Annotated in this window: 26 protein-coding genes and 4 tRNA genes; 16 read left to right on the top strand and 14 right to left on the bottom strand. The window is 35.0% G+C overall.

Annotated elements, in window-relative coordinates; genetic code table 11:
• Window position 1: 1 nt before the first annotated feature.
• The 5 genes from QW060_RS13075 to QW060_RS13095 form a co-directional block, all read right to left on the bottom strand.
• A complete protein-coding gene (locus QW060_RS13075) occupies window positions 2-496 on the bottom strand; it encodes a dihydrofolate reductase (protein WP_290363925.1) in 495 nt (164 codons plus the stop codon).
• A gap of 2 nt (window positions 497-498) precedes the next feature.
• Entirely contained in the window at window positions 499-1,323 is an 825-nt protein-coding gene (locus tag QW060_RS13080; RefSeq protein ID WP_290363926.1) for a thymidylate synthase, read from the bottom strand.
• A 10-nt stretch (window positions 1,324-1,333) separates the two neighbouring features.
• Window positions 1,334-1,969, bottom strand: coding sequence for a bifunctional nuclease family protein (locus tag QW060_RS13085; protein ID WP_290363927.1), 636 nt, complete (start codon window positions 1,967-1,969; stop codon window positions 1,334-1,336).
• Between the two features lie 90 nt (window positions 1,970-2,059).
• Window positions 2,060-3,028: an electron transfer flavoprotein subunit alpha/FixB family protein gene (locus QW060_RS13090; RefSeq protein ID WP_290363928.1), complete on the bottom strand. Its 969-nt coding sequence runs from the start codon at window positions 3,026-3,028 to the stop codon at window positions 2,060-2,062.
• Between the two features lie 36 nt (window positions 3,029-3,064).
• On the bottom strand, window positions 3,065-3,814 hold the full coding sequence (locus QW060_RS13095; RefSeq protein WP_290363929.1) for an electron transfer flavoprotein subunit beta/FixA family protein: 750 nt from the start codon (window positions 3,812-3,814) through the stop codon (window positions 3,065-3,067).
• 167 nt (window positions 3,815-3,981) lie between these two features.
• On the opposite strand from QW060_RS13095, the gene QW060_RS13100 reads away from it, so the two are divergent.
• The 4 genes from QW060_RS13100 (at window position 3,982) to QW060_RS13115 (ending at window position 8,358) form a co-directional block, all read left to right on the top strand.
• Complete coding sequence (locus tag QW060_RS13100) at window positions 3,982-4,104, top strand: hypothetical protein (RefSeq protein ID WP_290363930.1); 123 nt, start codon at window positions 3,982-3,984, stop codon at window positions 4,102-4,104.
• A 119-nt stretch (window positions 4,105-4,223) separates the two neighbouring features.
• Entirely contained in the window at window positions 4,224-5,201 is a 978-nt protein-coding gene (locus tag QW060_RS13105; RefSeq protein WP_290363931.1) for a pyruvate dehydrogenase complex E1 component subunit beta, read from the top strand.
• Between the two features lie 52 nt (window positions 5,202-5,253).
• Window positions 5,254-7,743, top strand: coding sequence for a DUF5686 and carboxypeptidase-like regulatory domain-containing protein (locus QW060_RS13110; RefSeq protein ID WP_290363932.1), 2,490 nt, complete (start codon window positions 5,254-5,256; stop codon window positions 7,741-7,743).
• A 90-nt stretch (window positions 7,744-7,833) separates the two neighbouring features.
• On the top strand, window positions 7,834-8,358 hold the full coding sequence (locus QW060_RS13115; RefSeq protein WP_290363933.1) for an inorganic diphosphatase: 525 nt from the start codon (window positions 7,834-7,836) through the stop codon (window positions 8,356-8,358).
• Window positions 8,359-8,383: 25 nt separating this feature from the next.
• Here the strand turns inward: QW060_RS13115 and QW060_RS13120 are convergent, their stop codons facing one another.
• Window positions 8,384-9,121 carry a YoaK family protein gene (locus tag QW060_RS13120; RefSeq protein WP_290363934.1) on the bottom strand — a complete coding sequence of 246 codons (738 nt, stop codon included), beginning with the start codon at window positions 9,119-9,121 and terminating at the stop codon, window positions 8,384-8,386.
• A gap of 163 nt (window positions 9,122-9,284) precedes the next feature.
• Between QW060_RS13120 and ubiE the strand changes: the two genes are divergently transcribed.
• Both ubiE and porT read left to right on the top strand, forming a co-directional pair.
• Window positions 9,285-10,013 carry a bifunctional demethylmenaquinone methyltransferase/2-methoxy-6-polyprenyl-1,4-benzoquinol methylase UbiE gene (ubiE, locus tag QW060_RS13125; RefSeq protein ID WP_290363935.1) on the top strand — a complete coding sequence of 243 codons (729 nt, stop codon included), beginning with the start codon at window positions 9,285-9,287 and terminating at the stop codon, window positions 10,011-10,013.
• A gap of 2 nt (window positions 10,014-10,015) precedes the next feature.
• Complete coding sequence (gene porT, locus QW060_RS13130) at window positions 10,016-10,729, top strand: type IX secretion/gliding motility protein PorT/SprT (protein WP_290363936.1); 714 nt, start codon at window positions 10,016-10,018, stop codon at window positions 10,727-10,729.
• Here the strand turns inward: porT and QW060_RS13135 are convergent.
• Complete coding sequence (locus QW060_RS13135) at window positions 10,726-11,460, bottom strand: TrmH family RNA methyltransferase (protein ID WP_290363937.1); 735 nt, start codon at window positions 11,458-11,460, stop codon at window positions 10,726-10,728. The genes porT and QW060_RS13135 overlap by 4 nt on opposite strands.
• Before the next feature lie 37 nt (window positions 11,461-11,497).
• Here QW060_RS13135 and tamL point away from each other — a divergent pair, with 37 nt between their 5' ends.
• The 10 genes from tamL to QW060_RS13185 all read left to right on the top strand — a co-directional run bounded on the left by tamL (window position 11,498) and on the right by QW060_RS13185 (window position 18,691).
• Complete coding sequence (tamL, locus tag QW060_RS13140) at window positions 11,498-14,050, top strand: translocation and assembly module lipoprotein TamL (protein ID WP_290363938.1); 2,553 nt, start codon at window positions 11,498-11,500, stop codon at window positions 14,048-14,050.
• A 52-nt stretch (window positions 14,051-14,102) separates the two neighbouring features.
• A complete protein-coding gene (gene fbaA, locus QW060_RS13145; protein WP_290363939.1) occupies window positions 14,103-15,170 on the top strand; it encodes a class II fructose-bisphosphate aldolase in 1,068 nt (355 codons plus the stop codon).
• A gap of 25 nt (window positions 15,171-15,195) precedes the next feature.
• The gene (gene accD / locus QW060_RS13150; RefSeq protein ID WP_290363940.1) at window positions 15,196-16,050 is read left to right on the top strand and encodes an acetyl-CoA carboxylase, carboxyltransferase subunit beta; all 855 of its coding nucleotides are present in this window, start codon (window positions 15,196-15,198) and stop codon (window positions 16,048-16,050) included.
• 182 nt (window positions 16,051-16,232) lie between these two features.
• Window positions 16,233-16,318: transfer RNA gene (locus QW060_RS13155), tRNA-Leu, on the top strand.
• 78 nt (window positions 16,319-16,396) lie between these two features.
• Window positions 16,397-16,469: transfer RNA gene (locus tag QW060_RS13160), tRNA-Gly, on the top strand.
• A 9-nt stretch (window positions 16,470-16,478) separates the two neighbouring features.
• Window positions 16,479-16,564: transfer RNA gene (locus QW060_RS13165), tRNA-Leu, on the top strand.
• Between the two features lie 61 nt (window positions 16,565-16,625).
• Window positions 16,626-16,711, top strand: a tRNA-Leu gene (locus QW060_RS13170).
• Window positions 16,712-16,815: 104 nt separating this feature from the next.
• A complete protein-coding gene (locus QW060_RS13175) occupies window positions 16,816-17,541 on the top strand; it encodes a GIN domain-containing protein (RefSeq protein ID WP_290363941.1) in 726 nt (241 codons plus the stop codon).
• A gap of 66 nt (window positions 17,542-17,607) precedes the next feature.
• Window positions 17,608-17,976 carry a hypothetical protein gene (locus QW060_RS13180; RefSeq protein WP_290363942.1) on the top strand — a complete coding sequence of 123 codons (369 nt, stop codon included), beginning with the start codon at window positions 17,608-17,610 and terminating at the stop codon, window positions 17,974-17,976.
• 1 nt (window position 17,977) lies between these two features.
• Window positions 17,978-18,691: a head GIN domain-containing protein gene (locus tag QW060_RS13185; RefSeq protein ID WP_290363943.1), complete on the top strand. Its 714-nt coding sequence runs from the start codon at window positions 17,978-17,980 to the stop codon at window positions 18,689-18,691.
• 79 nt (window positions 18,692-18,770) lie between these two features.
• Here the strand turns inward: QW060_RS13185 and clpX are convergent, their stop codons facing one another.
• From clpX to QW060_RS13220, 7 genes are all read right to left on the bottom strand, one after another.
• Entirely contained in the window at window positions 18,771-20,003 is a 1,233-nt protein-coding gene (clpX, locus tag QW060_RS13190) for an ATP-dependent Clp protease ATP-binding subunit ClpX (protein WP_290363944.1), read from the bottom strand.
• Between the two features lie 17 nt (window positions 20,004-20,020).
• Complete coding sequence (gene clpP / locus QW060_RS13195; RefSeq protein ID WP_290363945.1) at window positions 20,021-20,680, bottom strand: ATP-dependent Clp endopeptidase proteolytic subunit ClpP; 660 nt, start codon at window positions 20,678-20,680, stop codon at window positions 20,021-20,023.
• 84 nt (window positions 20,681-20,764) lie between these two features.
• Window positions 20,765-22,087: a trigger factor gene (tig, locus tag QW060_RS13200; protein WP_290363946.1), complete on the bottom strand. Its 1,323-nt coding sequence runs from the start codon at window positions 22,085-22,087 to the stop codon at window positions 20,765-20,767.
• Window positions 22,088-22,194: 107 nt separating this feature from the next.
• Window positions 22,195-22,536 (bottom strand): phage holin family protein, encoded by a 342-nt coding sequence (locus QW060_RS13205; protein WP_290363947.1) that lies wholly within the window; start codon window positions 22,534-22,536, stop codon window positions 22,195-22,197.
• A gap of 28 nt (window positions 22,537-22,564) precedes the next feature.
• Window positions 22,565-24,136, bottom strand: a complete 1,572-nt coding sequence (locus tag QW060_RS13210; protein WP_290363948.1) for an SGNH/GDSL hydrolase family protein — start codon at window positions 24,134-24,136, stop codon at window positions 22,565-22,567.
• An 11-nt stretch (window positions 24,137-24,147) separates the two neighbouring features.
• Window positions 24,148-25,398: an OmpP1/FadL family transporter gene (locus tag QW060_RS13215; protein WP_290363949.1), complete on the bottom strand. Its 1,251-nt coding sequence runs from the start codon at window positions 25,396-25,398 to the stop codon at window positions 24,148-24,150.
• Window positions 25,399-25,518: 120 nt separating this feature from the next.
• Window positions 25,519-26,286 carry an alpha/beta fold hydrolase gene (locus QW060_RS13220; RefSeq protein WP_290364763.1) on the bottom strand — a complete coding sequence of 256 codons (768 nt, stop codon included), beginning with the start codon at window positions 26,284-26,286 and terminating at the stop codon, window positions 25,519-25,521.
• Window positions 26,287-26,291: the final 5 nt, after the last annotated feature.

Consider the following 26,291-nt stretch of genomic DNA (forward strand, 5'->3'; position numbering starts at 1 on the left):
ATTATTTTTTCTTATAAACGGTGATATTAAAAGCATATAAATGCTTTTCGTCAATGGCATGTGTAACTACCGATACGGGTTGCCATTTTTCCGGATCAATTTGCGGAAAAAAAGCATCAGCATCCGGAGTGACATCAACATGTGTTATCTCAAGCCCTGTGGCAACATTCATCATCTGTTCATAGATCTGTCCTCCACCTATTACATATACTTTTTGCTGTTGATGCTCTTCACAAAGGTGTAAAGCATCTGCAACAGAATTGACTATATAACAATTTTCCGGAACGACATAGTCTTTTTGATTTGTAATAATGATATGTGTTCTGTTGGGCAGAGGTTTTGGAAAAGTTTCAAATGTTTTCCTACCCATGATAATATAATGTCCGGTTGTCTGTGCTTTAAAATATTTAAAATCATCGGGCAGATGCCATAATAATTTATTGTCTTTTCCTATCGCATTATTTTTTGCAATGGCAGCAATCAATAGAATTTCCATAGCTATACAGACACCTGTCCTCTTATGGCAGGATGCGGATCATAATTTTCCAGAGTAAAATCATCATATGTAAAATCAAAGATGTTTTTTATCTCAGGATTCAATTTCATCAATGGTAATGGCTTTGGTTCTCGTGAAAGCTGTAACTCAAGCTGTTCGATATGGTTATTATAAATATGTGCATCACCAAAGGTATGAATAAAGTCACCATACTGCAACCCACATACTTGTGCAATCATCATCGTCAATAAAGCATAAGAAGCAATATTGAAAGGAACTCCTAAAAATATATCTGCACTTCTCTGATATAACTGACATGATAGTTTACCCTCTGCTACATAAAACTGAAAGAAAGCATGACAAGGTGGTAAAGCTACTTTTCCGTTTGCAACATTCTCTTCAAACGAAGCTTTTGTATCAGGAAGTACACCAGGATTCCATGCAGAAATAAGCATACGTCTGCTGTTTGGATTGGTTTTTAAGGTATCGATAAGCTCTGTAATCTGATCTATTTCCTGACTGTTCCAGTTGCGCCACTGCGCCCCGTAAACAGGTCCGAGATTGCCTTGCGGATCTGCCCATTCATCCCATATTTTTACACCATTTTCTTTGAGATATGCGATATTGGTATCTCCTTTTAAGAACCATAACAACTCATATATAATGGATTTTAAGTGTACTTTTTTAGTAGTAACAAGAGGAAACCCCTGATTTAGATCGAAACGCATCTGATAGCCAAAAACGCTTTTTGTTCCGGTTCCGGTTCTGTCTCCTTTTTGAACACCTTCCTTTATCACGTGTTTTACGAGATCTAAGTATTGTTTCATTTGCTGAATTTTAAAGGTTCTTTTTTGAAATTTCATCCCGTAAACGGGCCGCTTTTTCATAATCTTCACTCAATACGGCTGCTTCCAGAAGATTGTACAGCTCCTCTAAAGTATATTGAGCATATTCGTTTGTAGCGTCTGTTTTCGGAGCAGCACTGAGAAATTCTTCCAAAACCTCATCAAAATCTTCTTCTGTTTCTTCCTCTGATGGATGGTCTTCACTTTCTGACTGCTCTTTTAAATAAATTCCTGCTTTATCCAGAATATTTTTATAGGTAAAAATAGGCGCATTAAACCTTATTGCCAATGAGATAGCATCTGAAGTACGTGCATCAATGATTTCTTCTATACCATCTCTTTCACAAATAATACTGGAAAAAAAGACACCGTCTACCAATTTATGAATGATGACCTGTTTGATGATGATATCAAATCTGTCTGCAAAATTTTTAAACAAATCATGGGTCAAAGGCCGCTGTGGTTTGAGTTCTTTTTCAATGGCAATGGCAATTGACTGCGCTTCAAAAGCACCGATAACAATCGGCAGCTTTCGTTCTCCTTCCACTTCGTTCAAAATTAGTGCGTAAGCGCCATTCTGAGTATGGCTGTATGATATTCCTTTTATTGTTAATCTGACTAAACTCATAAATCTTTAAAACGCCAAAAAAGGCAATTAAAACAAAGATAGTAATTCTTTATTTAATTGCCTTAATTTATTATTATCTGAAAAAAAGTACTACGAATTGTGTGCTTTAAATTCTTTTAATTTTTCGATCAATTTTGGAACAACTTCAAAAGCATCACCTACGATTCCGTAGTCAGCTACTTTAAAGAAAGGTGCTTCCGGATCAGAATTGATAACTACTTTTACTTTAGACGCATTGATTCCTGCAATATGCTGGATAGCTCCCGAAATACCGATTGCAATATACAAATTCGCTGCTACCGGTTTTCCCGTTTGCCCAACGTGCTCAGAGTGAGGTCTCCAGTCTAAATCAGATACAGGTTTTGAACAAGCAGTTGCTGCTCCCAAAACACTCGCTAATTCTTCTACCATTCCCCAGTTTTCCGGACCTTTTAATCCACGTCCTCCTGAAACAACAATTTCAGCGTCCGCAATAGCTACTTTACCGGATACTTTTTCTACATTTTCTACTTTGATAGAAAAATCCGCATCATTTAATGATGGTGCAAAATCTTCTGCTGCTGCGGCTCCGGATGCTTCTACCAATCCAAAAGAGTTTTTTGCAACCGCAATTACTTTAACATCAGATGATATTTCTGTAACGTTAAATCCTTTACTTGAAAAGGCATTTCTTTTTACCTGAAACGGTGAAGTTGAAACCGGTAATGCCACTACGTTTGAAGCATAACCTGCTTCTAAACTAACAGCTACCATTGGCGCAAGGTATAAAGAATCTGTAGTTGATGATAGAACCACTAAAGTTGTACCTTCTTTCTGAGCTGCTTGTTTTACTACATCTGCATACGCTTTTGCATTAAATTTAGTCAAACGGTCATCTGATACTTTTAAAACTTTATCAACACCATATTTCCCTAACTCAGAAACATCTGAAGCATTTACAGTTACTGCCGTCACTGTAGTACCCATTGATTCAGCTACTTTTTTCGCATAAGAAGCCAATTCGAACGCTACTTTTTTAAATTTTCCTTCTGCTGATTCAGCATATATTAAGATAGACATATTCTTACTTTTTAAATTGAGATCAATAATTTACAATTAGATTACTTTAGCTTCGTTGTGCAACAAGTTTACCAATTCATCTATATTATCAGGACTTATCAGTTTTACTGCTGATTTTGGAGCTGGTTTTTCAAATTTCACTGCTTTCGTTTTCGCAGCTGCTCCAGCCACAGGCTCAAGAATTGTTAAAGCTTTTGTACGTGCTGTCATAATACCACGCATATTCGGAATTCTCAAGTCTTTTTCTTCAACAACTCCTTTTTGTCCCCCAATAATCAATGGCAATGAAGCACTTAATGTTTCTTTACCTCCGTCTATTTCTCTAACTAGTTTCGCATTTGTACCATCTACTTCAATTCCAATACATGAATTCACAAAATTATATCCAAGAATTGCTGCAATCATACCAGGTACCATACCTCCATTATAATCTAATGATTCTTTACCTGCAATTACCAAATCGTAACTTCCGTTTTTTATTACTTCAGCCAATTGTTTTGCCACAAAAAAACCATCTACAGGTGCAGCATTAACACGAATTGCTTCATCAGCTCCGATTGCAAGCGCTTTGCGGATGGTAGCTTCAGTTTCCGGTCCACCAACATTTACTACCGTAACATGTGCTCCTTGCTTTTCTTTGAACCAAATTGCTCTTGTTAAACCAAATTCATCATTAGGATTTATAACAAACTGCACACCATTAGTATCGAACTCTGTATCTCCGTTCGTAAAATTGATCTTTGAAGTAGTATCAGGTACATGACTGATGCAAACTAATATTTTCATTTTATCCGTTTTTAGAATTATTCTTAATTAGCAACGAAGATAAAAAAAAAATTAAAATAAATACTATGCAAGCATATAAAATAAACAAATTTTTAACCTCTGTTTTTGGACAGTTTTTAAATTTAATCTATCATTAATAAGGCAATCATGAAGATTAAATAAAAAATTTGCGCTTAGATACGGGATACTTCAAATTCAGTAATGCTCTGAAATACTTTATTAATTCCTCTAACCAAAAAAAATTCTACAATAGCACGATTTATCAGAGAAGCATTACAGGAAAATCATGAACACTTTACAATTTATATTGTACTTTTTTCATAGATATATCATGTAATAATCAGTTAATGTAGGAATAATTAATTTATTTTTTTCTATTTTTGTCAACTATCATTTTTATGTAAAAATTATGAGATCAATACAGTTTAGAGAAGCTATTTGTGAAGCGATGAGCGAAGAAATGCGTCGCGACGATAAAATATACTTAATGGGTGAAGAAGTAGCAGAATATAATGGTGCTTATAAAGCCTCAAAAGGCATGCTGGATGAATTTGGCGCAAAACGCGTTATCGACACTCCGATCGCCGAGCTTGGTTTTGCAGGAATTGCTGCTGGTTCTGCCATGAATGGTTTACGTCCTATCGTAGAGTTCATGACTTTCAATTTCTCTTTGGTTGGTATTGACCAAATCATCAACAATGCAGCAAAAATGCGACAGATGTCTGGCGGGCAATTTTCAATGCCTATTGTTTTCCGCGGACCAACCGCTTCTGCAGGACAATTGGGAGCAACTCACTCGCAGGCTTTTGAAAACTGGTTTGCAAATACTCCGGGTCTGAAAGTAGTGGTGCCTTCTAATCCATACGATGCAAAAGGTTTATTAAAATCAGCAATACGTGACAATGACCCTGTTATTTTCATGGAATCTGAGCAAATGTATGGCGATAAAGGTGAAGTGCCGGATGGTGAATATTTAATACCATTAGGAGTTGCTGATATCAAAAGAGAGGGAAAAGATGTAACAATTGTTTCTTTCGGAAAGATCATCAAAGAAGCTTTAATTGCTGCTGAGGAATTAGAAAAAGAAGGTATTTCTTGTGAAATTATTGATTTGAGAACCGTACGCCCGATGGATTACGATGCAATCATAAATTCTGTAAAGAAAACCAACCGCTTGGTCGTATTGGAAGAAGCATGGCCTTTTGCGTCAGTAGCTTCTGAAATAACCTATATGGTACAGGAGAGAGCATTTGACTATCTCGATGCTCCTGTACAACGCATTACTACAGCCGATACTCCGGCACCTTACTCACCTGCTTTATTAAAAGAATGGCTTCCTAATGCGCAGGATGTCATCAAAGCAGTAAAAAAAGTAACGTATAAATAGAAAATATCTAATATCTTTGAAACTCCAACTTTATTGTTGGAGTTTTTTTTATATGAAAGCGAAAAAAATACTTTTTATAGTTATTGGTTTTCTCCTGCCTCTCTCCTTATTGGCGCAAACCAAAGTATCCGGTATTGTAAAAGATGAAACCAAACAACCCCTTGCTTATGCAAGCGTTTATTTTAAAAACTCTTCAGAAGGAATTATCACTAATGAATTAGGAAAATTCTATCTTGAATCTAAATCTTCCTATGATACATTAGTTATTTCTCTTACGGGCTATGAAGATATTCTTATTCCACTATCAAGCAGAACTACTCTGGATATGAACATTCAGATGAAGGAAGACAATCTGATGGAGGAACTGAAAATTTACACAGGAAAGACTTCTAAAAAAAATAACCCCGCCCTCGATATCCTTCGAAAAATATGGGAGAACAAAAAGAAAAACGGTCTCTACAAATTTGATCAGTACAAATACGATAAATATGAGAAAGTAGAATTCGATATGAATTCCATTGATAGTGCCTTTATGAAAAAGAGAATATTCAAAGGAATGGAGTTTATTTTTGATCACGTAGATACATCCAGTGTTACAGGAAAAACGTACCTGCCTATTTTTATTAACGAACAAGCCTCTGAAGTATACGGAGATAACAAACTTAACCGTAAGAAAGAGCTCATTAAAGGAAATAAAAACTCTGGTTTCAATGACAACCAACACATCAAAGCTTTTATCAATGACCTGTATGTAGAATACAATATTTACAACAATTACCTCAAGTTTTTTGACAAAGATTTTGTAAGCCCCTTATCCCGCACCGGAATTAATGTATATAATTATGTATTGGCTGACAGCACGTATATTGACAATAAATGGTGTTACAATATCATATTTTACCCAAGGAGAAAAGGAGAACTTACCTTTAAAGGAGACTTCTGGGTAAATGATTCAACGTGGGCCATCAAAAAAATAAACATGACCGCCAGTAAAGGCGCCAATATTAACTGGGTAAAAGACATTTACATTGAACAGGAATTCAATGTGTTGAACGATTCTGTTTTTCTTTTGACTAAAGATCATATGATGACGGATTTCAGCATACGAAATAAGGAGGATTCAAAAGGAATATACGGAAAACGAACTACCTATTTCAGCAATCATAAATTTGACGTAAAAAAGCCGGAAGGTTTCTATACAAGTGAAGTCAATACCTTTAATCAGGACATCATGAACCGCTCAGATGAATTCTGGAACACATATCGATATGAGCCCCTTACAACAGAAGAAATAGGGATTTATAAAATGCTGGATTCTCTGCAAACGAATAAAACATTTAAATCTTACATGAATCTCGGTACGGTTCTCGCAAGCGGATACTGGCAAATCGGTAATTTTGACTACGGACCTATTTTTTCTTCCTTTGGATTTAATGATGTGGAAGGAACACGAATTCGCGTAGGAGGCAGAACATATTTTGGACAAAATGACCCTTGGCGACTGGAAGGATACATGGCATACGGATTTAAAGATGACCAGATTAAGTATGGAATTTCCGGAAAGCTGATGCTCGACAAAGAAAGAAGACTTATTGCCTTTGCCGGAAACAGAAGAGACATTGAACAGATTGCCGCAAGCCTCTCCCCTATAACCGATGTGTTAGGAAGAAGTTTTGCTTCAAGCTCCTTACTGGCAAGTGGTGACAACTCTAAACTATCATCAATAAATCTTACTACAGCAGGTTTGGAAATTGAGCCTCTAAAAAATTTAAAATTAACGGCTGCTGTTAATTACAAGACATTAAAATCAGGCTCACCTACCTTTAATTTAGATTACTATACAGATATAGAAAATCAGGTTGTAAAAGGAGATCTGAAACAAGCAGAAATCAATCTATCCTTTGATTATACGCCCGGAAGAAAAACGGTGGGCTACGGAGTAGACAGAACTGATGTTGATTTCAACTACGCAAGGATTTTTGTAAATTATGGTTTGGGAGTCAAAGGTATGCTTGGAAGTGATTTTGATTATAAAAAATTACAACTGCTTTACAGACATCCGATTCTGGTTGGAGGTTTCGGCAGACTGACGCCTACTCTGGAAATAGGAAAAACTTTTGGAAATGTACCGTTGGGATTATTGAATGTAATTCCCGGTAACCAATCTTATTTTATTATTGAAAATGCTTTCAGTCAACTGGATTATTATGAGTTTGTAACAGATGAATATGCCGCACTGCATTTAGAACATAATTTTAATGGTCGCTTATTTTCAAGGATTCCCTATTTAAGGGATTTAAACTTACGCGAAATTGTAGGAATCAGAGGAGTATATGGGAGAATTTCTGATGAAAACAGGGCATTAAATGCATCTAATATCCAATACAATGCACCGCAAGATGATATTTATTATGAATATTTTGTTGGTATAGGCAATATTTTTAAATGTTTAAGAATAGATGCTACATGGCGTGGCAACTATCTTGATACTCCTAATGCCAGAAAATTTGGAGTAAAAGCTGTTTTTGGTTTTCATTTCTAATGTAATTAATATAATATGTTGGTAATAAGACCTATTTTACTTACTTTTGCATCCAATTTTTTTGACAATTAAAATAAAGATATATTTAATATGACAAGTTTAGAAAAATTCGATGTTTTTATCGAAATACCAACAGGGAGCAGAAACAAATACGAATACGATTTTGAATTAAAAAAAATGCGTTTCGACCGTTTACTATTTTCATCTATGAAATATCCGACTGATTACGGATTCATTCCTAATACGTATGCATTAGACAATGATCCGCTGGATGCCCTTGTTTTAGTAACAGAACCTACTATTCCGGGACTTGTAATGGAAGTAAAACCAATTGGAATTTTTTATATGTCTGATGATAAAGGAAATGATGAAAAAATCATTTGTGTTCCTACAGGTGATCCTTTGATGAACAAACTGAATGATCTGAAAGACATTAACGAACATTTATTAAAAGAAATCGAGCACTTCTTTAAAGTTTATAAAGATTTAGAAAACAAAAAAGTAGAGACAAACGGTTTCGGAGATAAAGCCGCTGCTTTAAAAATGATTCAGGAATGTCAGGATCGTTTCAAAACATTGACAGAAGAACAACAAACAGAATATAGCATTTGCTAAAAAATAAATCCACCTTAGGGTGGATTTATTTTTTTAAGCGATGCCCTAACATTCTCTTAAGAAGGTAGTATTGAAATAATATATAATCATAATAAAGAGCTGCTAAAAGAACCAAAGCACCAATAAACAATGTTTTCAAATAAAACTGATTGAACAGTATCCCACTTGTAGTACAACCGAGAAAGAAACAAAGAATGATGGCAAGTTTCAGATAAATGCTTTTTACAACCTTTTTTTGCTCCATTCCTTTCTGTACCCAAATCAGCTGAGAAAGGTCAATACCTAAATCTGTAAACAATCCTGTTAAATGCGTTGTCCTTACTACTGATTTGGAAACCTGAGTAACCAAAGCATTCTGTAATCCCATAGCAAAGAGTAACACACAAGCCGTGATTTCTTTAAGCTGTAACCCGTCTGTCTTAGTTACAATAAAACCTACTGCAACTAAAATTAATACTTCTACCAGCATAGGTACTGCAAATGTAAATTTCTTATTTTTTCTGTACACCAGCTGTATCATTACATTACACATAAATGCACCTATAAGAAAAGAAATAATGTATAAAAGATAAACAAGAGCTGCTGCATAATTTTTAAAAGTCATCTCTTCAGAAAAGTAGGCAAAATGTCCTGTAACATTTGTTGTCAATACTCTTAAAGCAAGTAAACCGCTTACATTAACAATGCCTGCAACAAATGAAAGCATAGAAGCCAGCTTTAAATTGTGCTCAAATGTTCTGAGTTTTCCTATATGTCGTAACATCGCTGTATGGTATGATGCAAATTTATTATTTTATAACTGCACTTACGAAATATACAACAACAATCAGAATAAAACAATAACCATTAATAGACTGATTTATATTTTCAAACTAATAAATCATCAATAGAAGCAACTTCCTTATATTTGCAAAAAGTAATACAATATGTCTAAAAACGTCAACCCGTATAAAGATTCCGATTTAAGCAAAAAAGAACAGGTTGCCCAAATGTTTAATACCATTTCCGGCAATTATGACAACCTCAACCGAATGATCTCTTTAGGTACTGATCAGGGATGGAGGAGAAAAGTATTGCGAATGGTATCAGAAACAAATCCTTCTTCTATTTTAGACATTGCTACCGGAACCGGCGATATGGCTATCTATCTGTCTAAAACCAATGCTAAAAAAATTGTAGGACTCGATCTTTCTCAGGGAATGCTTGATGTAGGTATAGAAAAAATCAAAGCATTGAAACTCGACCACCAAATTGAAATGGTATTAGGGGATTCAGAAAATTTACCGTTTGAAGACAATTCGTTTGATGCAATTACTGTAGGCTTTGGTATACGAAATTTTGAAGATTTAGAAAAAGGTCTTTCAGAAATTTTAAGAGTATTAAAACCAAACGGAATTTTTATTATATTAGAAACCTCGGTTCCAACGAAATTTCCGTTTAAACAAGGGTATAATTTTTACACAAAATCAATTGTTCCCTTCATGGGCAAATTATTTTCCAAAGACCAGAAAGCCTATGCATATTTATCAGAATCTGCAAAAAACTTTCCTTTTGGTGAAGAATTAAACAATATTTTAAAGAAAATCGGGTTTAAAAATGTAAAGCACTTACCACAAACCATGGGAGTGGCAACAATTTATACATCATCAAAATAAGTATGAAAAAACTGTTTGTAATAGTACTATTAACCACTTCTATCTCAAGTGTTGCACAGAATTTATTTGGAAAAAATCCTTTTAAAAATCAACAAGACTGGGATAAACAAAGAATCCATTATGGCTATTTTATCGGATTCAGTTCCTATAATTTCAAGATCAATTATACAGAAGAGTACTTAAAATTACACGGCAGTAATGAGATAATTGTAAATTCTGAAACCGGATTTAATGTTGGATTGGTAGGTAACCTGCGCATCATGGAATATATAGATCTGCGTTTTGAGCCTGGTTTGTACTACAATAAACGAACGCTTTTTTATCCACATATTACAAACCCTAATTTAGCCAATAGAGATGTAGCCTCTACTTATATCAACTTTCCTTTATTGCTGAAATTTTCTGCACTGCGTACCGGTAATATCAGACCGTATGTGGTTGGAGGTCTATCTCAATCTTTAAATTTAAGCAGTAATGCTACTTCTCGGGAAGATAATTATGAGGGAACATTTCGTATGAAAAAATGGACTACAAACTATGAAATCGGTTTAGGAATTGATTTTTATTTCCAACACTTTAAGTTCACCCCTTCTATCAGAGGAGTATTCGGATTACAGGATGAACTCATCAGAGACAATAACGCATCAAGCCCATGGACAGGTAATATTGAATCTATGAAAACCCGTGCGATATTAATTAACTTTACATTCCATTAAGAAATCAGTATCCTTTTAAATTCACTTAATACAATTGAAGTGGCAGTAGCTACATTCAGGCTTTCGGTCTGCTGTAAAGCTCCAAAACGTGGAATTGTAATTTTGTGAGTAACTCTTTTTTCAGTTTCAAACGAAATACCATTTGCTTCATTACCCATTATGATAATGGCATTCTGAGGCAATTTTTCCTGATATATATTACTTCCATCCATAAAAGTACCATACACGGGCAGAGAGGTTTTCTGCAAATAATGTGATAGGTCTACATAATGAATCCCAACCCTGGTAATCGAACCCATAGTAGCCTGAACAACTTTAGGATTATATACATCTACTGTATTTGAAGAACATACCAGTGATTCAATTCCAAACCAGTCACATAAACGAATAATAGTACCTAAATTACCAGGATCACGAACGTCATCCAATACTAAAATAAGACCTTTATCAGCCGGAAGTTGCTCTTCAGGCATTTCAAAAATCGCCAAACAGCGATTTGGTGTTGTCAACGAACTTATTTTTTTTAGCTCTGCTTCTGTAATAATCGTTACAAGATTTTCTGATACACCAAAATCATTTTTTTCTGTCGTGTAAATATGTACTAATTTCAGAGATGACTGTATTAATTCGGGAACAACTTTAACGCCCTCAGCAAAAAACATTTTATTTACTTCTCTATGTTTTTTTTGCTTTAAATTGGTTATAAATTTGATTTGGTTTTTACTTAGCATTAAATTTGTATTTTTACAGACTTTTAGAAATTAACTTTTGAAAAATATTTTATCAAAAATAGCATTTATTCTTGTAATAAGCATTGTTTTATACTCCTGTTCTATAACCAAAAGAGTAAAGGATGGTGAACGGCTATTAATGAAAAATGAAATTATAAAAAACGATAAAAAAGATAATTCTGAAGAATTATCCAAGTTATTATACCAACACCCCAACAGCAATCTTTTAGGGTACAGAATACGTCTGAATCTTTACAACTTAGCAAAAGTAGATGCCGACTCTTCTTATCAGGAATGGCTTAAAAGACATCCCAAGACGGAAAAATCACTGACTGCACTTCTTTCCGCCAAACAGGTAAACAGATTGGGAAACTCATTTATTGTTGCAGGATATAGTGAAATTTTTAAAAGTTTAGGGGAAGCACCCGTTATCTTAGATGAAAGCCGAACTCAAAAAGCAGTTTTACGCTTAAAAAATTACTTTTTCAATCAGGGATATTTCAATACTAAAATATCCTATAAAATAGATTCTGCCGAATACAAAAAAGCCGCAGTAGAATATGTTATCAATACGGGACATCCATATTATCTCGATAGTATTTATGCTCAGGTAGCCTCTGAAGAGTTCCGAAACCTCTATACTAAAAGTATTAGGGCTTCACTCTTGAAATCGGGAGAACAATATAATGCTACCAATCTGGATCTTGAAAGAGACCGTATTACTACTTATTTCCGAAACAATGGCGGTTATGACTTTCAGAAAACATACATTAATTATGAAGTAGATACACTCAACACTCCACAAAGAGCAGATATCACGGTACTGATTGATGATAAAACAATAAAAAAAGGAGATTCACTGATTAAAGAACCTTTTCGAATATATCGGGTAAAAAATGTAAACTATTATGTTTCAGACGCTGTTAGTTCAAAAAGCGAACTTACAGACAGCGTTCGATACAATGGTATTACCATCCACAGTAAGGGTCCGCTAAATTATCGGCCTAAAACGATTGCTAACGCTAACTTTATTGAACCCGGAGGCGTTTTCAGCGATTTCAGAAGAACCCTTACTTCACGATCAATAGGTAATTTAAAGGTGTTTAATTACCCTTCAATAGAGTATATTAAAGATTCGGCAGACTCAACTGGTACCACTTTAAATGCAAATGTATATCTGATTTCGAAGAAAAAATATTCTTTTAATCCATCTTTTGACATTACCCACTCCAACATACAACAAGTCGGAACCCAGGCAACAATAGGAATGTCTTTCCGAAATGTTTTTAAAGGTGCTGAAACACTTGATGTAAGTGTACGGGGTAATATAGGATCATCTACCTCTAAATACCGTAATCAGGAAAACATGTTTTTTGACATTCTGGAATATGGTGCTGATATCAAATTATCATTTCCACGTTTTGTATTTTTCACTCAGACAGATCGCATTATACCTCGCAGAATGTTCCCTACCACGAATCTTAGTATTGGGTACTCAAGTCAGCAAAATATAGGGCTCGACAAGCAAAATCTTACGGCAGTATTTAATTACAACTGGACTCCGCAGAGAAGAAACAATATCAGCGTTGACATTATGAATCTTCAATACGTAAGAAATATGAATCCTGCCAATTATTTCAGAGTGTATAAATCATCTTATGACAGGCTAAATGAAATAGCCGATGAAACCAATACCAATCCTGAGTATTTTGACACCAATGGTAATCTCACCATTCCGGAAGGAGGAGAATCATTTATCAAAGATGTATTAACCGGAAATACGGATTTGCAGCCTAATGAAGATAATTACAGAGTAGTAAGAAGTATCGCGGAGCGAAAAAACAGGTTGTCTGAAAACAACTTAATTCTTGCCAGTAATGTAACCTATACCAAATCATCCCGTTTCAATCTTAACGATAATGATTTTTACACCTTCAGAACAAAAATTGAAACAGCAGGAAATGTGATGGGGCTTATCGCGCAAACACAAAACAACCGCAGAGAAGATGGTACGCGGACTTTTTTAGATGTAGCTTACTCACAGTATATAAAAACAGAAATTGACTTTATCAAGTATTTCGATTTAGGGAATAAAAATGTAATTGCACTCCGTGCTTTCGGAGGAATTGCCATTCCTTACGGAAACTCTCGAAGTATTCCTTTTTCGCGCAGTTATTTTGCTGGAGGATCAAACGATAACCGTGCCTGGCAGTCATACCGACTTGGACCGGGGAGAAGCGGCGGTATCAATGATTTCAATGAAGCCAATATGAAAATCGCACTTTCAGCAGAGTATCGCTTCAATGTTACAGGCCCATGGAATATGGCTCTTTTCGCCGATGCCGGAAATATATGGAATGCACTCGATAACGTAGAAGATAAAGAAATGACTTTTAACGGTTTAAGCTCTTTAAAAGATATGGCATTGGGTACAGGTATTGGAATCCGTTATGATTTCAGTTTCTTTGTTATCCGTCTTGATACCGGATTTAAAACATATAATCCAGGAATTAAACAAGGCAGCCAATGGTTCAGAGAGCTCAATTTCAGTAAAGCGGTATTTAACGTTGGAATTAATTATCCTTTTTAATAAAATTATTATTTTTGTATCAATTTTTAATTATTGAAAACACACAACAGTTATGAGTCATAATATCAAACCTGGAGTAGCAACAGGTGATCAAGTTCAAGAAATCTTTAAATATGCAAAAGAAAAAGGTTTTGCATTACCTGCAGTAAATGTTACAAGTTCAAGCACTATCAATGGTGTTATGGAGACTGCAGCACGATTGAATGCTCCGGTAATCATCCAATTCTCTAACGGAGGCGGATTGTTTATGGCTGGTAAAGGTTTGTCAAATGAAAATGAGCGTGCAGCAATCGCGGGAAGTATTTCAGGAGCAAAACATATCCATGAATTAGCGGAGTTATATGGAGCAACAGTTATTTTACACACAGACCATTGTGCTAAAAAACTTTTGCCATGGATTGATGGACTTCTTGATGCCAGCGAAGCCTTTTATAAAGAAAAAGGAAAACCTCTTTTTTCTTCTCATATGATCGATTTATCAGAAGAACCTATTGAAGAAAACATTGCGATCTCTAAAAAATATTTAGAGAGAATGAGCAAAATAGGTATGACACTGGAAATTGAATTAGGAATTACAGGTGGTGAAGAAGACGGTGTTGACAATTCGGATGTTGACAGCTCTAAATTATATACTCAACCGGAAGAAGTTGCCTATGCTTATGAAGAGCTTATGAAAGTTTCTCCAAGATTTACAATCGCAGCAGCTTTTGGAAATGTACATGGGGTTTACAAACCTGGTAATGTAAAACTTACTCCTAAAATTCTTGATAATTCTCAAAAATTCATTGAGAAAAAATACAATACAATCTCCAACCCTATTGATTTTGTATTCCATGGCGGATCTGGTTCTACTCTGGAAGAAATCAGAGAGGCCATTTCATACGGAGTAATCAAAATGAATATCGATACCGATCTTCAGTTTGCCTTTACAGAAGGCGCAAGAGATTATGTTGTAAATAACATTGAATATTTAAAAACACAAATAGGAAATCCGGAAGGAGAAGAAGTTCCTAATAAAAAATATTACGATCCCCGTAAATGGCTTCGTGAAGCAGAATTAACATTTAATAAAAGATTAGAACAAGCTTTTTCCGATTTAAATAATGTGAATACATTATAACACTAAAAAGCGTAAAACAGTACATATGGCGTGGTTTAAAAGAACACAAAAAGGTATTCAGACACCAACAGAAGAGAAAAAAGATACTCCAAAAGGTTTATGGTACAAAACTCCTACTGGAAAGGTAATTGAAGCAGACGAATTAGCAGAAAATCTATGGGTAAGCCCGGAAGATGATTATCATGTTCGTATCGGTAGTAAAGAATATTTCCAAATTCTTTTTGACGACAATAAGTATAAAGAATTATTTGAAAAGATTGTATCTAAAGATCCTTTGGAATTTTTTGACACAAAAAAATATAGTGACCGATTAAAAGAAGCTCGGGAAAAAACCAAATTGAAAGATGCGGTACGTGTAGCTGTAGGAAAATCTAAAGGTGAAGATTTGGTGGTAGCATGTATGGATTTTGCCTTTATCGGAGGTTCAATGGGAGCTGTTGTGGGTGAAAAAATTGCCCGAGGTATTGACTATTCTATACAGAACAATATTCCTTTCGTGATGATTTCAAAATCCGGAGGTGCCCGAATGATGGAAGCTGCTTTTTCTCTTATGCAAATGGCTAAAACATCTGCTAAATTAGCGCAACTGGCTAAAGCAAAAATTCCTTATATCTCTTTATGTACAGACCCTACTACAGGAGGTACAACTGCTTCTTATGCTATGTTGGGAGACATTAATATAGCTGAACCAGGAGCTCTTATTGGTTTTGCAGGTCCGCGTATTGTAAAAGACACTACAGGAAAAGAATTACCGGAAGGTTTTCAGACGTCAGAATTTTTATTAGAACACGGCTTTTTAGATTTTATTACACACAGAAAAAAACTAAAAAACAATATCAATATGTACCTCGATCTTATTCTCAATCGACCAGTACGTTAATAACAGAGCATCTCCGTAAAAGAGATGCTTTTTTTTACATACTCCCTTTCTTCATTATCAATAAGTTAAAAAATAGTTCGTCATTTATCATGGCTTACAGGTTGATTAATTAAAAAATCCTTTTATATTTGCACTCGCAATACGAAAGTTAGCACAAAACGTTGACCCTAAACTGTCAATATGCTTGAGTGGTGGAATTGGTAGACACGCTGGACTTAAAATCCAGTGAGCAGTAATGTTCGTGCGGGTTCAAGTCCCGCCTTGAGTACAAAAAAAATAAAAATTATTATTGCAAATACAAAAATTACATTTTATATTTGCACTCACAAAAGTTCTTTAAAAAAATGCGAAAATAGCTCAGTTGGTAGAGCGCAACCTTGCCAAGGTTGAGGTCGCGGGTTCGAACCCCGTTTTTCGCTCAAATTAACGCTCGAGTGGTGGAATTGGTAGACACGCTGGACTTAAAATCCAGTGAGCAGTAATGTTCGTGCGGGTTCAAGTCCCGCCTTGAGTACTAAATAAAGCCTTATTTTAATAAGGCTTTATTTTATAAAACGTTAATTTAATCCTCATTCGCTCGAGTGGTGGAATTGGTAGACACGCTGGACTTAAAATCCAGTGGGTAGTAATGCCCGTGCGGGTTCAAGTCCCGCCTTGAGTACTAAAGAGAGATTTTTAATTAAAAATCTCTCTTTTTTTATTTAGAATCTCACTATTTTTTTTCATTCATCTCATTTTATATTAATAAATTGCACAAAAAACAATATGAAAAAATTATTACACCTGATGCTTCCTTCTATTCTACTCGTTGTAATAAGTTGTAACTCAAAAAACAACCGCAATAATTCTCCTACTGAGATTATTATTTATAAAATGCAGTCTTTTGAAAATATTGTCAATAAATCATTTGCAAATATTGAGATATCCGACGAAGTACCCGAAGATGAAATTCATCTGATCGGGAGTAAAAGACTTATTGAATCTTTAAACAAAACTGTAGATATTAACACCTTATATCTTGAAAATTCAAGAGGCATCGTAAATATTGACAACGCTGACTATCTGGTTGTAAAAATCAATCACAGTCATTTAAAATCGATTATATTGGACGGAATAGGATCAATCAAAGGAATGAAAGATCAGACAAGTCCTGTATTGAGAATCAAAGTTAATGGTACCGGAAGTATTGAATTACCACTTAACAATGAAAATACCGATATTGTGATCGATGGTATCGGCAGCATTACGCTTACCGGAAAAACAAATCATTTATCGACAAAAATTAATGGTACTGGTAATCTTAACGCTGAAGAATTACAGTCCAACACAAGCCTGAACGATATTTCCGGCATCGGGAATGCTTCTATTTGGTCTACACAAAAGATCAATGTGACCATCACAGGTATTGGCAATTTAGAATACAAACCAGAACCTAACCTCATCATTACCTCTTCTATTGACGGCCTAGGAAAAGTAAAGGAACGTAAATAATTATTTACAAATTTAAAAATAGTTTAACGACTATGTTTTCGTTAGTTTTGATCCATCAAAATAGCCATGGGAACACTTGTTATAAGCATTAAAGAAAACGGAAAATATAAATATACCTACAACAACAGAAAGGGGAATACGATATTTACAAGCAACAGTTTTACACATAAATCTCAATGTTTTAGTGATATAAACGTTATTAAAAATCATTTTGCCGTATTGAATTTCATGAAATTTAAAACACCTTCCGGAAAAATGTTTTTCAAACTGGAACTCAATGGGTTTATTTTAGGAAACAGCAGAAAATTTACCACTCCTTTATTAATTGAGAAAGGTATTGCCGATTTTAAAAAGAATTTTGTAAATTCGGAAGTATTAGATTTCACAGATAATATCTTTGAAGAAATACCATTTGATAACCCACAAACTCTATAATATGAAATATATTTTATTATTGTTTTTAGCAGTAATTTCAACCCAAAACACAATTGCTCAGAGAAAAGTCAAGGGAAATGGAAATGTAATTAAAAAAGCGCGCAGAGTACCTGTATACGACAAAGTAGCCATTAACAGTGACTTTGAAGTAGCTTTGTTAACTAACGACTATAACAAAACGATTTCGGTGAGCGGAGATGCCAATCTGCATCAATTGATTGAGACAAAAGTTGTAGACGGAACTCTGATTATCAACAAAAAACCAGGCTTTGAAATTCTTTCTTCTAATGCACCGCTAAAAGTTTCTATTACAAGCAAAACGATTAAAGAAATCTCTGTAGAAGGTAGCGGAAAGTTTTACAATTTAGGAGCTATAGAAATTCTTAATTTTAAATTCATCAATAAGGGAAGTGCTGAAGTGGTTTTACGATTAAAAACGGATGAACTGAGCATAGATCAGCAAGGAAGCGGAAACATTGTTTTATCAGGCAACTCGAATACCGTAAAAATCAACCAAAACAGTTCCGGTAATATTGACGCTAAAGATTTATCTGCCTTTTATACCGAAGTTGAGGCAAAGGGTTCCGGAAATATTTACTCTAATACCATTAACGGTATTGACGGATCAATAAACGGTTCAGGGAATCTGTATCTAAAACACACCAAAACCATTAATGTAAAACAAAACGGAAGCGGACAAATACTGAAGTATTAATCTTCTTTTTTAACAGATCAAAAATAAAAGAACCGAAATGAATATTTCGGTTCTTTTATTTTTATCAAACAGTAAGCAATCAGACGGTAAATTCTAAACGGTTCATCAGATTTCTGTTCAATGCATTTTCTGCAAATTCTCGATCTACTTCCAACACATCAATTCCCGTTCCAGGCAATTCATACATGGGATCAGTCAGAATAGCTTCACAAAGAGAACGAAGACCACGAGCCCCTAATTTATATTCCAATGCCTTATCAACAATAAAATCAAGCGCATCTTCAGTGAAACTCAACTTTACATCATCCATCTCGAATAACTTCTGATATTGTTTTACTAAAGCATTTTTAGGCTCAGTAAGAATAGAACGCAAAGTAGATTTATCAAGCGGATCCATATGAGTTAATACCGGCAAACGACCGATGATTTCAGGAATAAGCCCAAAATCCTTTATGTCTTTAGGAATGATATATTGCAACAGATTTGCCTGATCTACTTTACTCATATCTCTTGAAGTACCGTATCCGACAGCCTGAAAGTTCATTCGTTTAGAAATGATTTTTTCAATACCATCAAAAGCACCCCCTGCAATGAATAAAATATTCTGAGTATTTACCTCGATAAATTTCTGGTCAGGATGTTTACGTCCTCCTTTTGGCGGAACATTTACCACAGACCCTTCCAACAGCTTCAATAAAGCCTGCTGAACACCTTCACCGGAAACATCTCTGGTTATAGACGGATTATCACTCTTACGAGCGATCTTATCAATCTCGTCTATAAAAATAATACCACGTTCTGCTTTTTCTACATCATAATCTGCAGCCTGTAAAAGTTTAGTCAGAATTCCTTCTACATCTTCCCCTACATACCCCGCTTCAGTCAGTACTGTTGCATCTACAATCGCTAACGGAACATTAAGCATACGAGCAATTGTTTTTGCTACCAATGTTTTTCCGGTACCGGTTTGCCCCACAACAATAATGTTACTTTTTTCAATTTCAACATCATCATTGCTTTCTTGCTGTAACAATCGTTTGTAATGGTTATAAACAGCAACTGACATTACTTTTTTAGTTTGCTCCTGACCAATTACATACTGATCGAGAAAAGCTCTTATTTTTACTGGTTTTTCAAGCAATACTTCGTCTGCAAAAGCTTTACCATGGTTGTTCTTGATTTCCTCAATCACAATTCCATGTGCCTGTTCTACACAACGATCACAAATATGAGCATCAATACCTGCAATCAGTATTTGCGTATCTGCTTTTGTACGTCCACAAAATGAACATTCGTAACCTTCATTTTTCATTCTCTTTTCCTTTCGGATTATTCTCTTATTAATACTTCATCAATCATACCGTACTCCTTAGCTTCATCTGCCCGTAACCAATAGTCACGCTCAGAGTCTTTATATACCTTCTCATAAGGTTGTTTAGAGTGTTTCGCGATAATCTGATATAATTCTTCTTTTAATTTCAACATTTCTTTCAGGTTGATTTCCATATCAGTAGCAACTCCCTGAGCACCTCCTGAAGGCTGGTGGATCATTACTCGCGAATGCGGTAAAGCAGAACGTTTTCCGTCTGCTCCTGCACACAATAATACAGCTCCCATAGAAGCAGCCATACCTGTACAGATAGTAGCAACATCTGGTTTTACAAATTGCATGGTATCATATATTCCCAATCCTGCATAAACACTTCCTCCAGGCGAGTTGATATAGATACTGATGTCTTTTGATGCATCAACACTTTCCAGAAATAATAACTGAGCCTGAATGATATTAGCTACGTAATCATCTACTCCTGTTCCTAAAAAAATGATTCTATCCATCATCAGACGTGAAAAAACGTCCATTGATGCAATATTCATAGGACGTTCTTCAATAATATAAGGCGTCATGCTACTCACTATCTTGTCATAATACATACTATTTATTCCCTGATGCTGAGTCGCGTATTTTTTAAATTCTTTTCCGAAATCCATAAAATTTTTATTTTTTATATGTTAAAAAAAATGAGTGCCGAAAGCAAATTCCGACACTCAAATTTAATTATTTTTTTCGAGATATTATTCCCCGTAAGATTCCTTTATGAAATCTTTATAATTTACATCTTTCGTTTTTACGTTTACTTTTTCAGCAAATAATTTCACCATTTTTTCGTTCATTAATTGCTCAGAAATACGTTTTACTTCTTCCTGATTAGATAATACTCTTGAAACAATGTTTTCTACATCTTCTTCGGAAGGCTCCATTTGTCCAAACTGAGCCATTTGATCTTTGATCAGGTTTGAAGTATAGTCTTTTATTTCGTCAAAAGTAATCTGTAATTCATTTTCAGTAATGATTTTACCTTCAATCAGCTGATAACGAAGTCCTTTTTCTGATTTTTCATATTCTTCAGCTGCCTGTTCTTCCGTTAAAGGAGTTTCACCTACTGTTTGTAACCATTTTTTAAGGAATGTTTCAGGTAAATCAAACTTTGTTTCTTCTACTAAAAATTCAACTACATCATTTGTAAATTTTTGATCTGCCTGTTGAGCAAACTGTTTTTCAGCATCTTCTTTGATTTTTTCTTTTAATTCTTCAACTGAAGTTACCTTTCCTTCTCCAAATAATTTATCAAAAAATTCCTGATTTAATTCTGCTTTTTCAGTAGACGTTACTTCTTCAATTGTAAAATCTACATCAACTTCCAATCCATGAACCTTATCATGATCAACTTTTAATGTATCCATTAATTTATGATCATCTTCAAATAATCCTTTTGTATTTAGAGTAACAACATCCCCTACTTTTTTTCCAATAAATTTCTTTTGATTGGTTTTAGTACGGATATCTTCTAAATTCAAATTGAATTCAGCATTGATTCCTTCTGCTTCGTTTACAGCTTTTACACGTACTGCATCTCCTTCTTCAACTTTGTCTTTTGCTGTAACCTTACCATATTGTTTCTGAATAAATTCAACCTGCTCCTCCAACATAGCATCATCAGCAACAATATTAAATTTAGTTATCTTATTTTTTGCTCCCAAATCAACTGTGAAATCAGGTGCTAAACCTAATTCAAATTCAAAGCTTAGGGTGTCTGCATCCCAATTAATATCTTTTGCAACTGGTAATGGATTTCCTAAAATATCGATTTTTTCTTCTGTAAGATATTTATTCAAATTATCTTGAAGTAATTTATTTACTTCTTCAAACATTACAGCTGTTCCGTACTGTTTTTTCACCAATGACATTGGTACTGCTCCTTTACGGAACCCGGGAATAGTAGCACTTTTTTTATAGTTTTTTAAAACTGCTTCAACATTTCCCTGAAAATCTTCTTTTGCTAACTCAATTGTGATGATGGCATTTTGAGCATCAACATTATTTCTTGTAATATTCATTTTTGGATAATTTACATACTAAAATTGGCTTGCAAAAATAAATCATTTTTGCAAGCCAACCAACTTTTTAAGTATTTGTAATTCAAATATTAATAAAAAAGTGTTTTTTAGCTTTGAGCAGACAAACCTCCTACTAATGACTGTACAAATGACAGAATCAAACTAAAGAGTAATGCGTACCAAAAACTTTCTACATGAAAACCATTAACAAAATAAGCACAAAGCATGATGATAATAGCATTGATTACAAAAGAAAACAACCCTAAGGTTAAAATGGTAATCGGCAAAGAAATAATCTTAAGGATTGGACTCACAAAAATATTGAGTATTGCCAGAACAATAACTACAATAATAGATGATCCAAATCCATCCACACTTACTCCGGGTAAAAAATTAGCTAATACATAAACGATAATAGCGGTTACTAATAAACTGATTAAAATTCTCATAACATTTTTTTATTGGGTTAAACATTCATTAATTGGAAGGAACCAATTTCGGTCCCTGATAATCGGCAACATTCACAAACGGAATTCTTGCTTTATAATTTTGATTGATTACTTTAATAATCTCATTAGCGACAAAAGCATATCCTCTTGAGTTTGGATGTACACCATCTAATGAAAACATTACAGTATTCAAATTTCCTGTTCCTTTAAAATAGTCAGCTGTATATATCTGACCATCAGAATTTCTCAAACCGGCAACCAGATCATTCATTATTCTGTTCATATCCGCCACCGGAATGTTTTTTGAAGCGGCAATCTGACGTATGATCTGATTAAAAGCTGTTGTAGCTTCTGTAATAGCCTGTTGCTCTGAAGGCAATAGTACCAAAGCATCTCCTAAAGGATATGTCACTCCAACAACTCCCAAAGTTTCCGGCACACCTGTTGGTAAAGTAGTGGTTTTACCTATAGCACTACTTGCTGTAAGTAAAATTAAATCATTTTTATTCGCTTGTCTTACCTGACCGAAAGTAGCTCCGAGGTAACCTGCTAAGGGAGCCAATTCCGGTACCTGAGAGGCTACAGCTGTTATCTGTGCAGAAAGATTAGGTAATGTTTTATCAACAATAATAACCGGGTTAGCAGAAGTTGTACTTAAAAGTTCAATTCTGTCTCCGGCTCCAACAGCTGTTAAGATCGCTTTCATAGGGCCATATAAACTCTGATTGATGGTATTAATCCCTGCTGTTTCTCCTAAAGCTGCAACTGATAAAGGATTATACTTAACAGTTGTAAAATATGGAATAGAAGTTACTGACGGTATAGTTGCTACCACTCCTTTTGCACCGTTGGCCGTGAGTGTGTTCATGATAGTGGCATACACCTGTGCGAACACATTCGGGTCAGTAATATCATCTGAACCATAGGTGGCCGGATTAGTATTCCCTTTTTGATCTACTCCCGTCCCACCAGACAACGCATAAGCGAGTACATCATTTGATCCGATCCAGTTAGTAAAAAAGGTAGGATTCATAGACATCGCATCTGCTAAAACAGTTGTTGTAGGAGTTGTTGCATGCCGTACAAAATACGGATTTGCTGTTTTTGTAGCCAATCCCTGTAAATTTCCATAACCGGCAGCCAGCAAATGAAAAGATTTTGCTCCGGGAATTCCCATATTGTTATAGGCTTTTTGCTGTAGTTTTGAAATTTCTATTGTTGGTGTTCCTGCTAAATTTTGAGGCCCTCCGGTAGACATATTAATGACCATTCTGGTAAGTGTCTGTGGAGTTCCCATTAATATTAATCCACCTAAATCATTTACGTCATCTTCGTATGAAGGTTGTGTAAATGTTCCTCCTCCAACTAATTTAAATTGTTTTGCTAAAATATTCGGATAAGAATTATTTTGCCCGGATCTGAAAACAGTACCATCCATATATCCGGCTGTAAGAGAATTTCCGATAGCGACATAGGTGGTAAAATCTGCTTCTCCGTTTGTATACGTTCCGGCATTGATTTCATCTTTAAACTCCGGTTCACATGCTACCAAGCCTAAACCTAAGGCTAAAAAAGGTATATATAAAAATTTATTTTTCATTTTGCGGGGTTTTAAAAGTTATAAGATAATCCCAATCCGAATGAATAGGCATTTGATTTATAAGTACCTCCAAAAGAAACATCATTGCCGTCTTCTTTATAGTGGTCATATGAATTATCGATTTCCTGAAAATGCAAATAGGTGGCAGCAAAGTCAATTCCCAATTTGGGAGTGATGCGGTACGTAAATCCGAAAGTTCCTGCCATAGAATCATTCCGCGGAGTTTCAGGAGCAAAATATCCATTTTGCACAGGGCTCTCATCATAATAAGCACCTGCTCTTACAGAGAGTTTATCATTGGGCGTAAACTGCATTCCTACTCGATAAGTACTGGAATTTTTATAGTTTCTCGGATTAATTGAAGCAGGGATGTTCGGATCTGCAAAATAGATATTCAACGATTTATAGGCATTCCAGTAGGCAAGATTGTAATCTACTGCTGCAAGCCATTTTTCATTTATTTTATAAGAAAAACCTACCGTTAACTCTGCCGGTAATGGCATCGTAGCATCAAATTTTCCGTCTTTATATATCGCTTGTGCAAATGCGGGAAGATCATGAAAAGTTGCATCTCCGTTTTTAGCTTCAACATCGATCTGAGAGCGATAATTGACACCAAAAGTGACATAATCATCTAATTTAGCAGTCAAACCAAGGTTATATCCCCAAGCAGAAACGCCTGCTGCTTTTACAGTAATATCAGAACGATTTCCGTTTTCATCAGTTAAACTACGGCTAAGGTTTCTATTGAACTCCACCCCACCATTTACATAGATTAATCCAGCTCCGATACTTACATCTTCAGTTAATTTAAAAGATAATGTAGGTTGAACAAAAATAGCTTTTAAATCAATATTATTGACCAAGTGTGATCCTTCCCAGTCTTGATCCCAGTCAACAGCACTTCCATAAGGTGAATACACCGCTACACCAAAAGCAAAACGGTCTGAGAATTTGTAATTGGCATACACATAAAACGGCGTACCCATATTCTCTGATTTATTTTGCCAATTAAAAGTAGTATTCTGGAATTTTGTATTCGAGAATAATGCCGTTGCTCCTGCAGCAAAACTAAAACGGTCATTAAGAAAAACACCACTGGCCGGGTTAAAAAAGATACTTTCTGCATTCTGACCAATCACAGCAACACCCGTATGTCCCATAGCAAGCTGTCGCTGTCCCTGCATACTTATCCGATAACCACCTGCAATGGCGGTAGATGCCATCAAAGACATTACAGATATAGATAAAAGTTTTTTCATGTCCTACATTTTAACGTTCATACTCAAATTTAAAAAAAATTATGATTTTTTAAACAATTTATAGTTAAAATATACAACTAATTACGACAACAAACTAATACTAAACCACTTAACTCCTATTTAAGACTTTTCTATAAAATCAATGGTTAATTGGTAAAATTCATCCGGATTTTCGGCATGCAGCCAATGCCCTGCATTGCTAACTGTTTGTATCGTTGCATTTTTAAAATGCTTCGGTATAAGAGTTTCATCCTCTTTTGTGATATAATTAGATTGTTCACCTTTGAGAAACAAGGTTGGACCATCATACCTCTCATCTTCTTTTAAAGCTTCACCAATAGCCCGGTCATCCGCATTAAAAGCAGCCAAATTAAATCGAAACGCTAATTTATCAGGTGTTTGTCTGTAAACATTTTTCATAAGAAATTGCACCACTCCTTCATCATCAATATACTCCCGTACCTTATCTTCAATTTCAGTACGAGTAGTCTGAACTGTAAAGTCTACTGCATTAAGTGCTTGCATAATGGACTGGTGATGGGGTTTATATCCTTTCGGTGACATATCAGCAACAATCAGCTTACTTACCAGATCAGAATGATGACACGCCACTTTCATTGCCACTTTTCCACCCATAGAATGCCCCATAAGAAAAACATCTGTCAACTCATTGTGTTGACAATAGCGCACTACATCTTCCATCATTACCTCATAGTTAAACTCATCTGCATGAAAACTTCTTCCATGATTCCTCAAATCCAACACATGTACCTGAAGTGAGGATTCAGCATATTTCCCGGAGAGGGTTTTCCAGTTATCTGACATTCCTAAAAAACCATGTAAAATAATCAATGGTTTTCCTTCACCTATAACTTTTGAATACAGCATTTCCA

The sequence above is a fragment of the Paenimyroides ceti genome (assembly GCF_030409925.1).

Coding starts and splice junctions, on each gene's coding strand:
- QW060_RS13080 (WP_290363926.1), bottom strand. CDS start 1,323: ATGAAACAATACTTAGATCTCGTAAAACACGTGATAAAGGAAGGTGTT.
- QW060_RS13095 (WP_290363929.1), bottom strand. CDS start 3,814: ATGAAAATATTAGTTTGCATCAGTCATGTACCTGATACTACTTCAAAG.
- tig (WP_290363946.1), bottom strand. CDS start 22,087: ATGAATATTACAAGAAATAATGTTGATGCTCAAAATGCCATCATCACA.
- QW060_RS13110 (WP_290363932.1), top strand. CDS start 5,254: ATGAAAGCGAAAAAAATACTTTTTATAGTTATTGGTTTTCTCCTGCCT.
- QW060_RS13075 (WP_290363925.1), bottom strand. CDS start 496: ATGGAAATTCTATTGATTGCTGCCATTGCAAAAAATAATGCGATAGGA.
- QW060_RS13210 (WP_290363948.1), bottom strand. CDS start 24,136: ATGAAAAATAAATTTTTATATATACCTTTTTTAGCCTTAGGTTTAGGC.
- clpX (WP_290363944.1), bottom strand. CDS start 20,003: ATGAAAAATGAAGGTTACGAATGTTCATTTTGTGGACGTACAAAAGCA.
- accD (WP_290363940.1), top strand. CDS start 15,196: ATGGCGTGGTTTAAAAGAACACAAAAAGGTATTCAGACACCAACAGAA.
- QW060_RS13175 (WP_290363941.1), top strand. CDS start 16,816: ATGAAAAAATTATTACACCTGATGCTTCCTTCTATTCTACTCGTTGTA.
- QW060_RS13180 (WP_290363942.1), top strand. CDS start 17,608: ATGGGAACACTTGTTATAAGCATTAAAGAAAACGGAAAATATAAATAT.
- QW060_RS13220 (WP_290364763.1), bottom strand. CDS start 26,286: ATGCTGTATTCAAAAGTTATAGGTGAAGGAAAACCATTGATTATTTTA.
- QW060_RS13085 (WP_290363927.1), bottom strand. CDS start 1,969: ATGAGTTTAGTCAGATTAACAATAAAAGGAATATCATACAGCCATACT.
- clpP (WP_290363945.1), bottom strand. CDS start 20,680: ATGGATTTCGGAAAAGAATTTAAAAAATACGCGACTCAGCATCAGGGA.
- QW060_RS13115 (WP_290363933.1), top strand. CDS start 7,834: ATGACAAGTTTAGAAAAATTCGATGTTTTTATCGAAATACCAACAGGG.
- QW060_RS13135 (WP_290363937.1), bottom strand. CDS start 11,460: ATGCTAAGTAAAAACCAAATCAAATTTATAACCAATTTAAAGCAAAAA.
- QW060_RS13120 (WP_290363934.1), bottom strand. CDS start 9,121: ATGTTACGACATATAGGAAAACTCAGAACATTTGAGCACAATTTAAAG.
- fbaA (WP_290363939.1), top strand. CDS start 14,103: ATGAGTCATAATATCAAACCTGGAGTAGCAACAGGTGATCAAGTTCAA.
- QW060_RS13185 (WP_290363943.1), top strand. CDS start 17,978: ATGAAATATATTTTATTATTGTTTTTAGCAGTAATTTCAACCCAAAAC.
- QW060_RS13105 (WP_290363931.1), top strand. CDS start 4,224: ATGAGATCAATACAGTTTAGAGAAGCTATTTGTGAAGCGATGAGCGAA.
- QW060_RS13205 (WP_290363947.1), bottom strand. CDS start 22,536: ATGAGAATTTTAATCAGTTTATTAGTAACCGCTATTATCGTTTATGTA.
- QW060_RS13090 (WP_290363928.1), bottom strand. CDS start 3,028: ATGTCTATCTTAATATATGCTGAATCAGCAGAAGGAAAATTTAAAAAA.
- porT (WP_290363936.1), top strand. CDS start 10,016: ATGAAAAAACTGTTTGTAATAGTACTATTAACCACTTCTATCTCAAGT.
- QW060_RS13215 (WP_290363949.1), bottom strand. CDS start 25,398: ATGAAAAAACTTTTATCTATATCTGTAATGTCTTTGATGGCATCTACC.
- ubiE (WP_290363935.1), top strand. CDS start 9,285: ATGTCTAAAAACGTCAACCCGTATAAAGATTCCGATTTAAGCAAAAAA.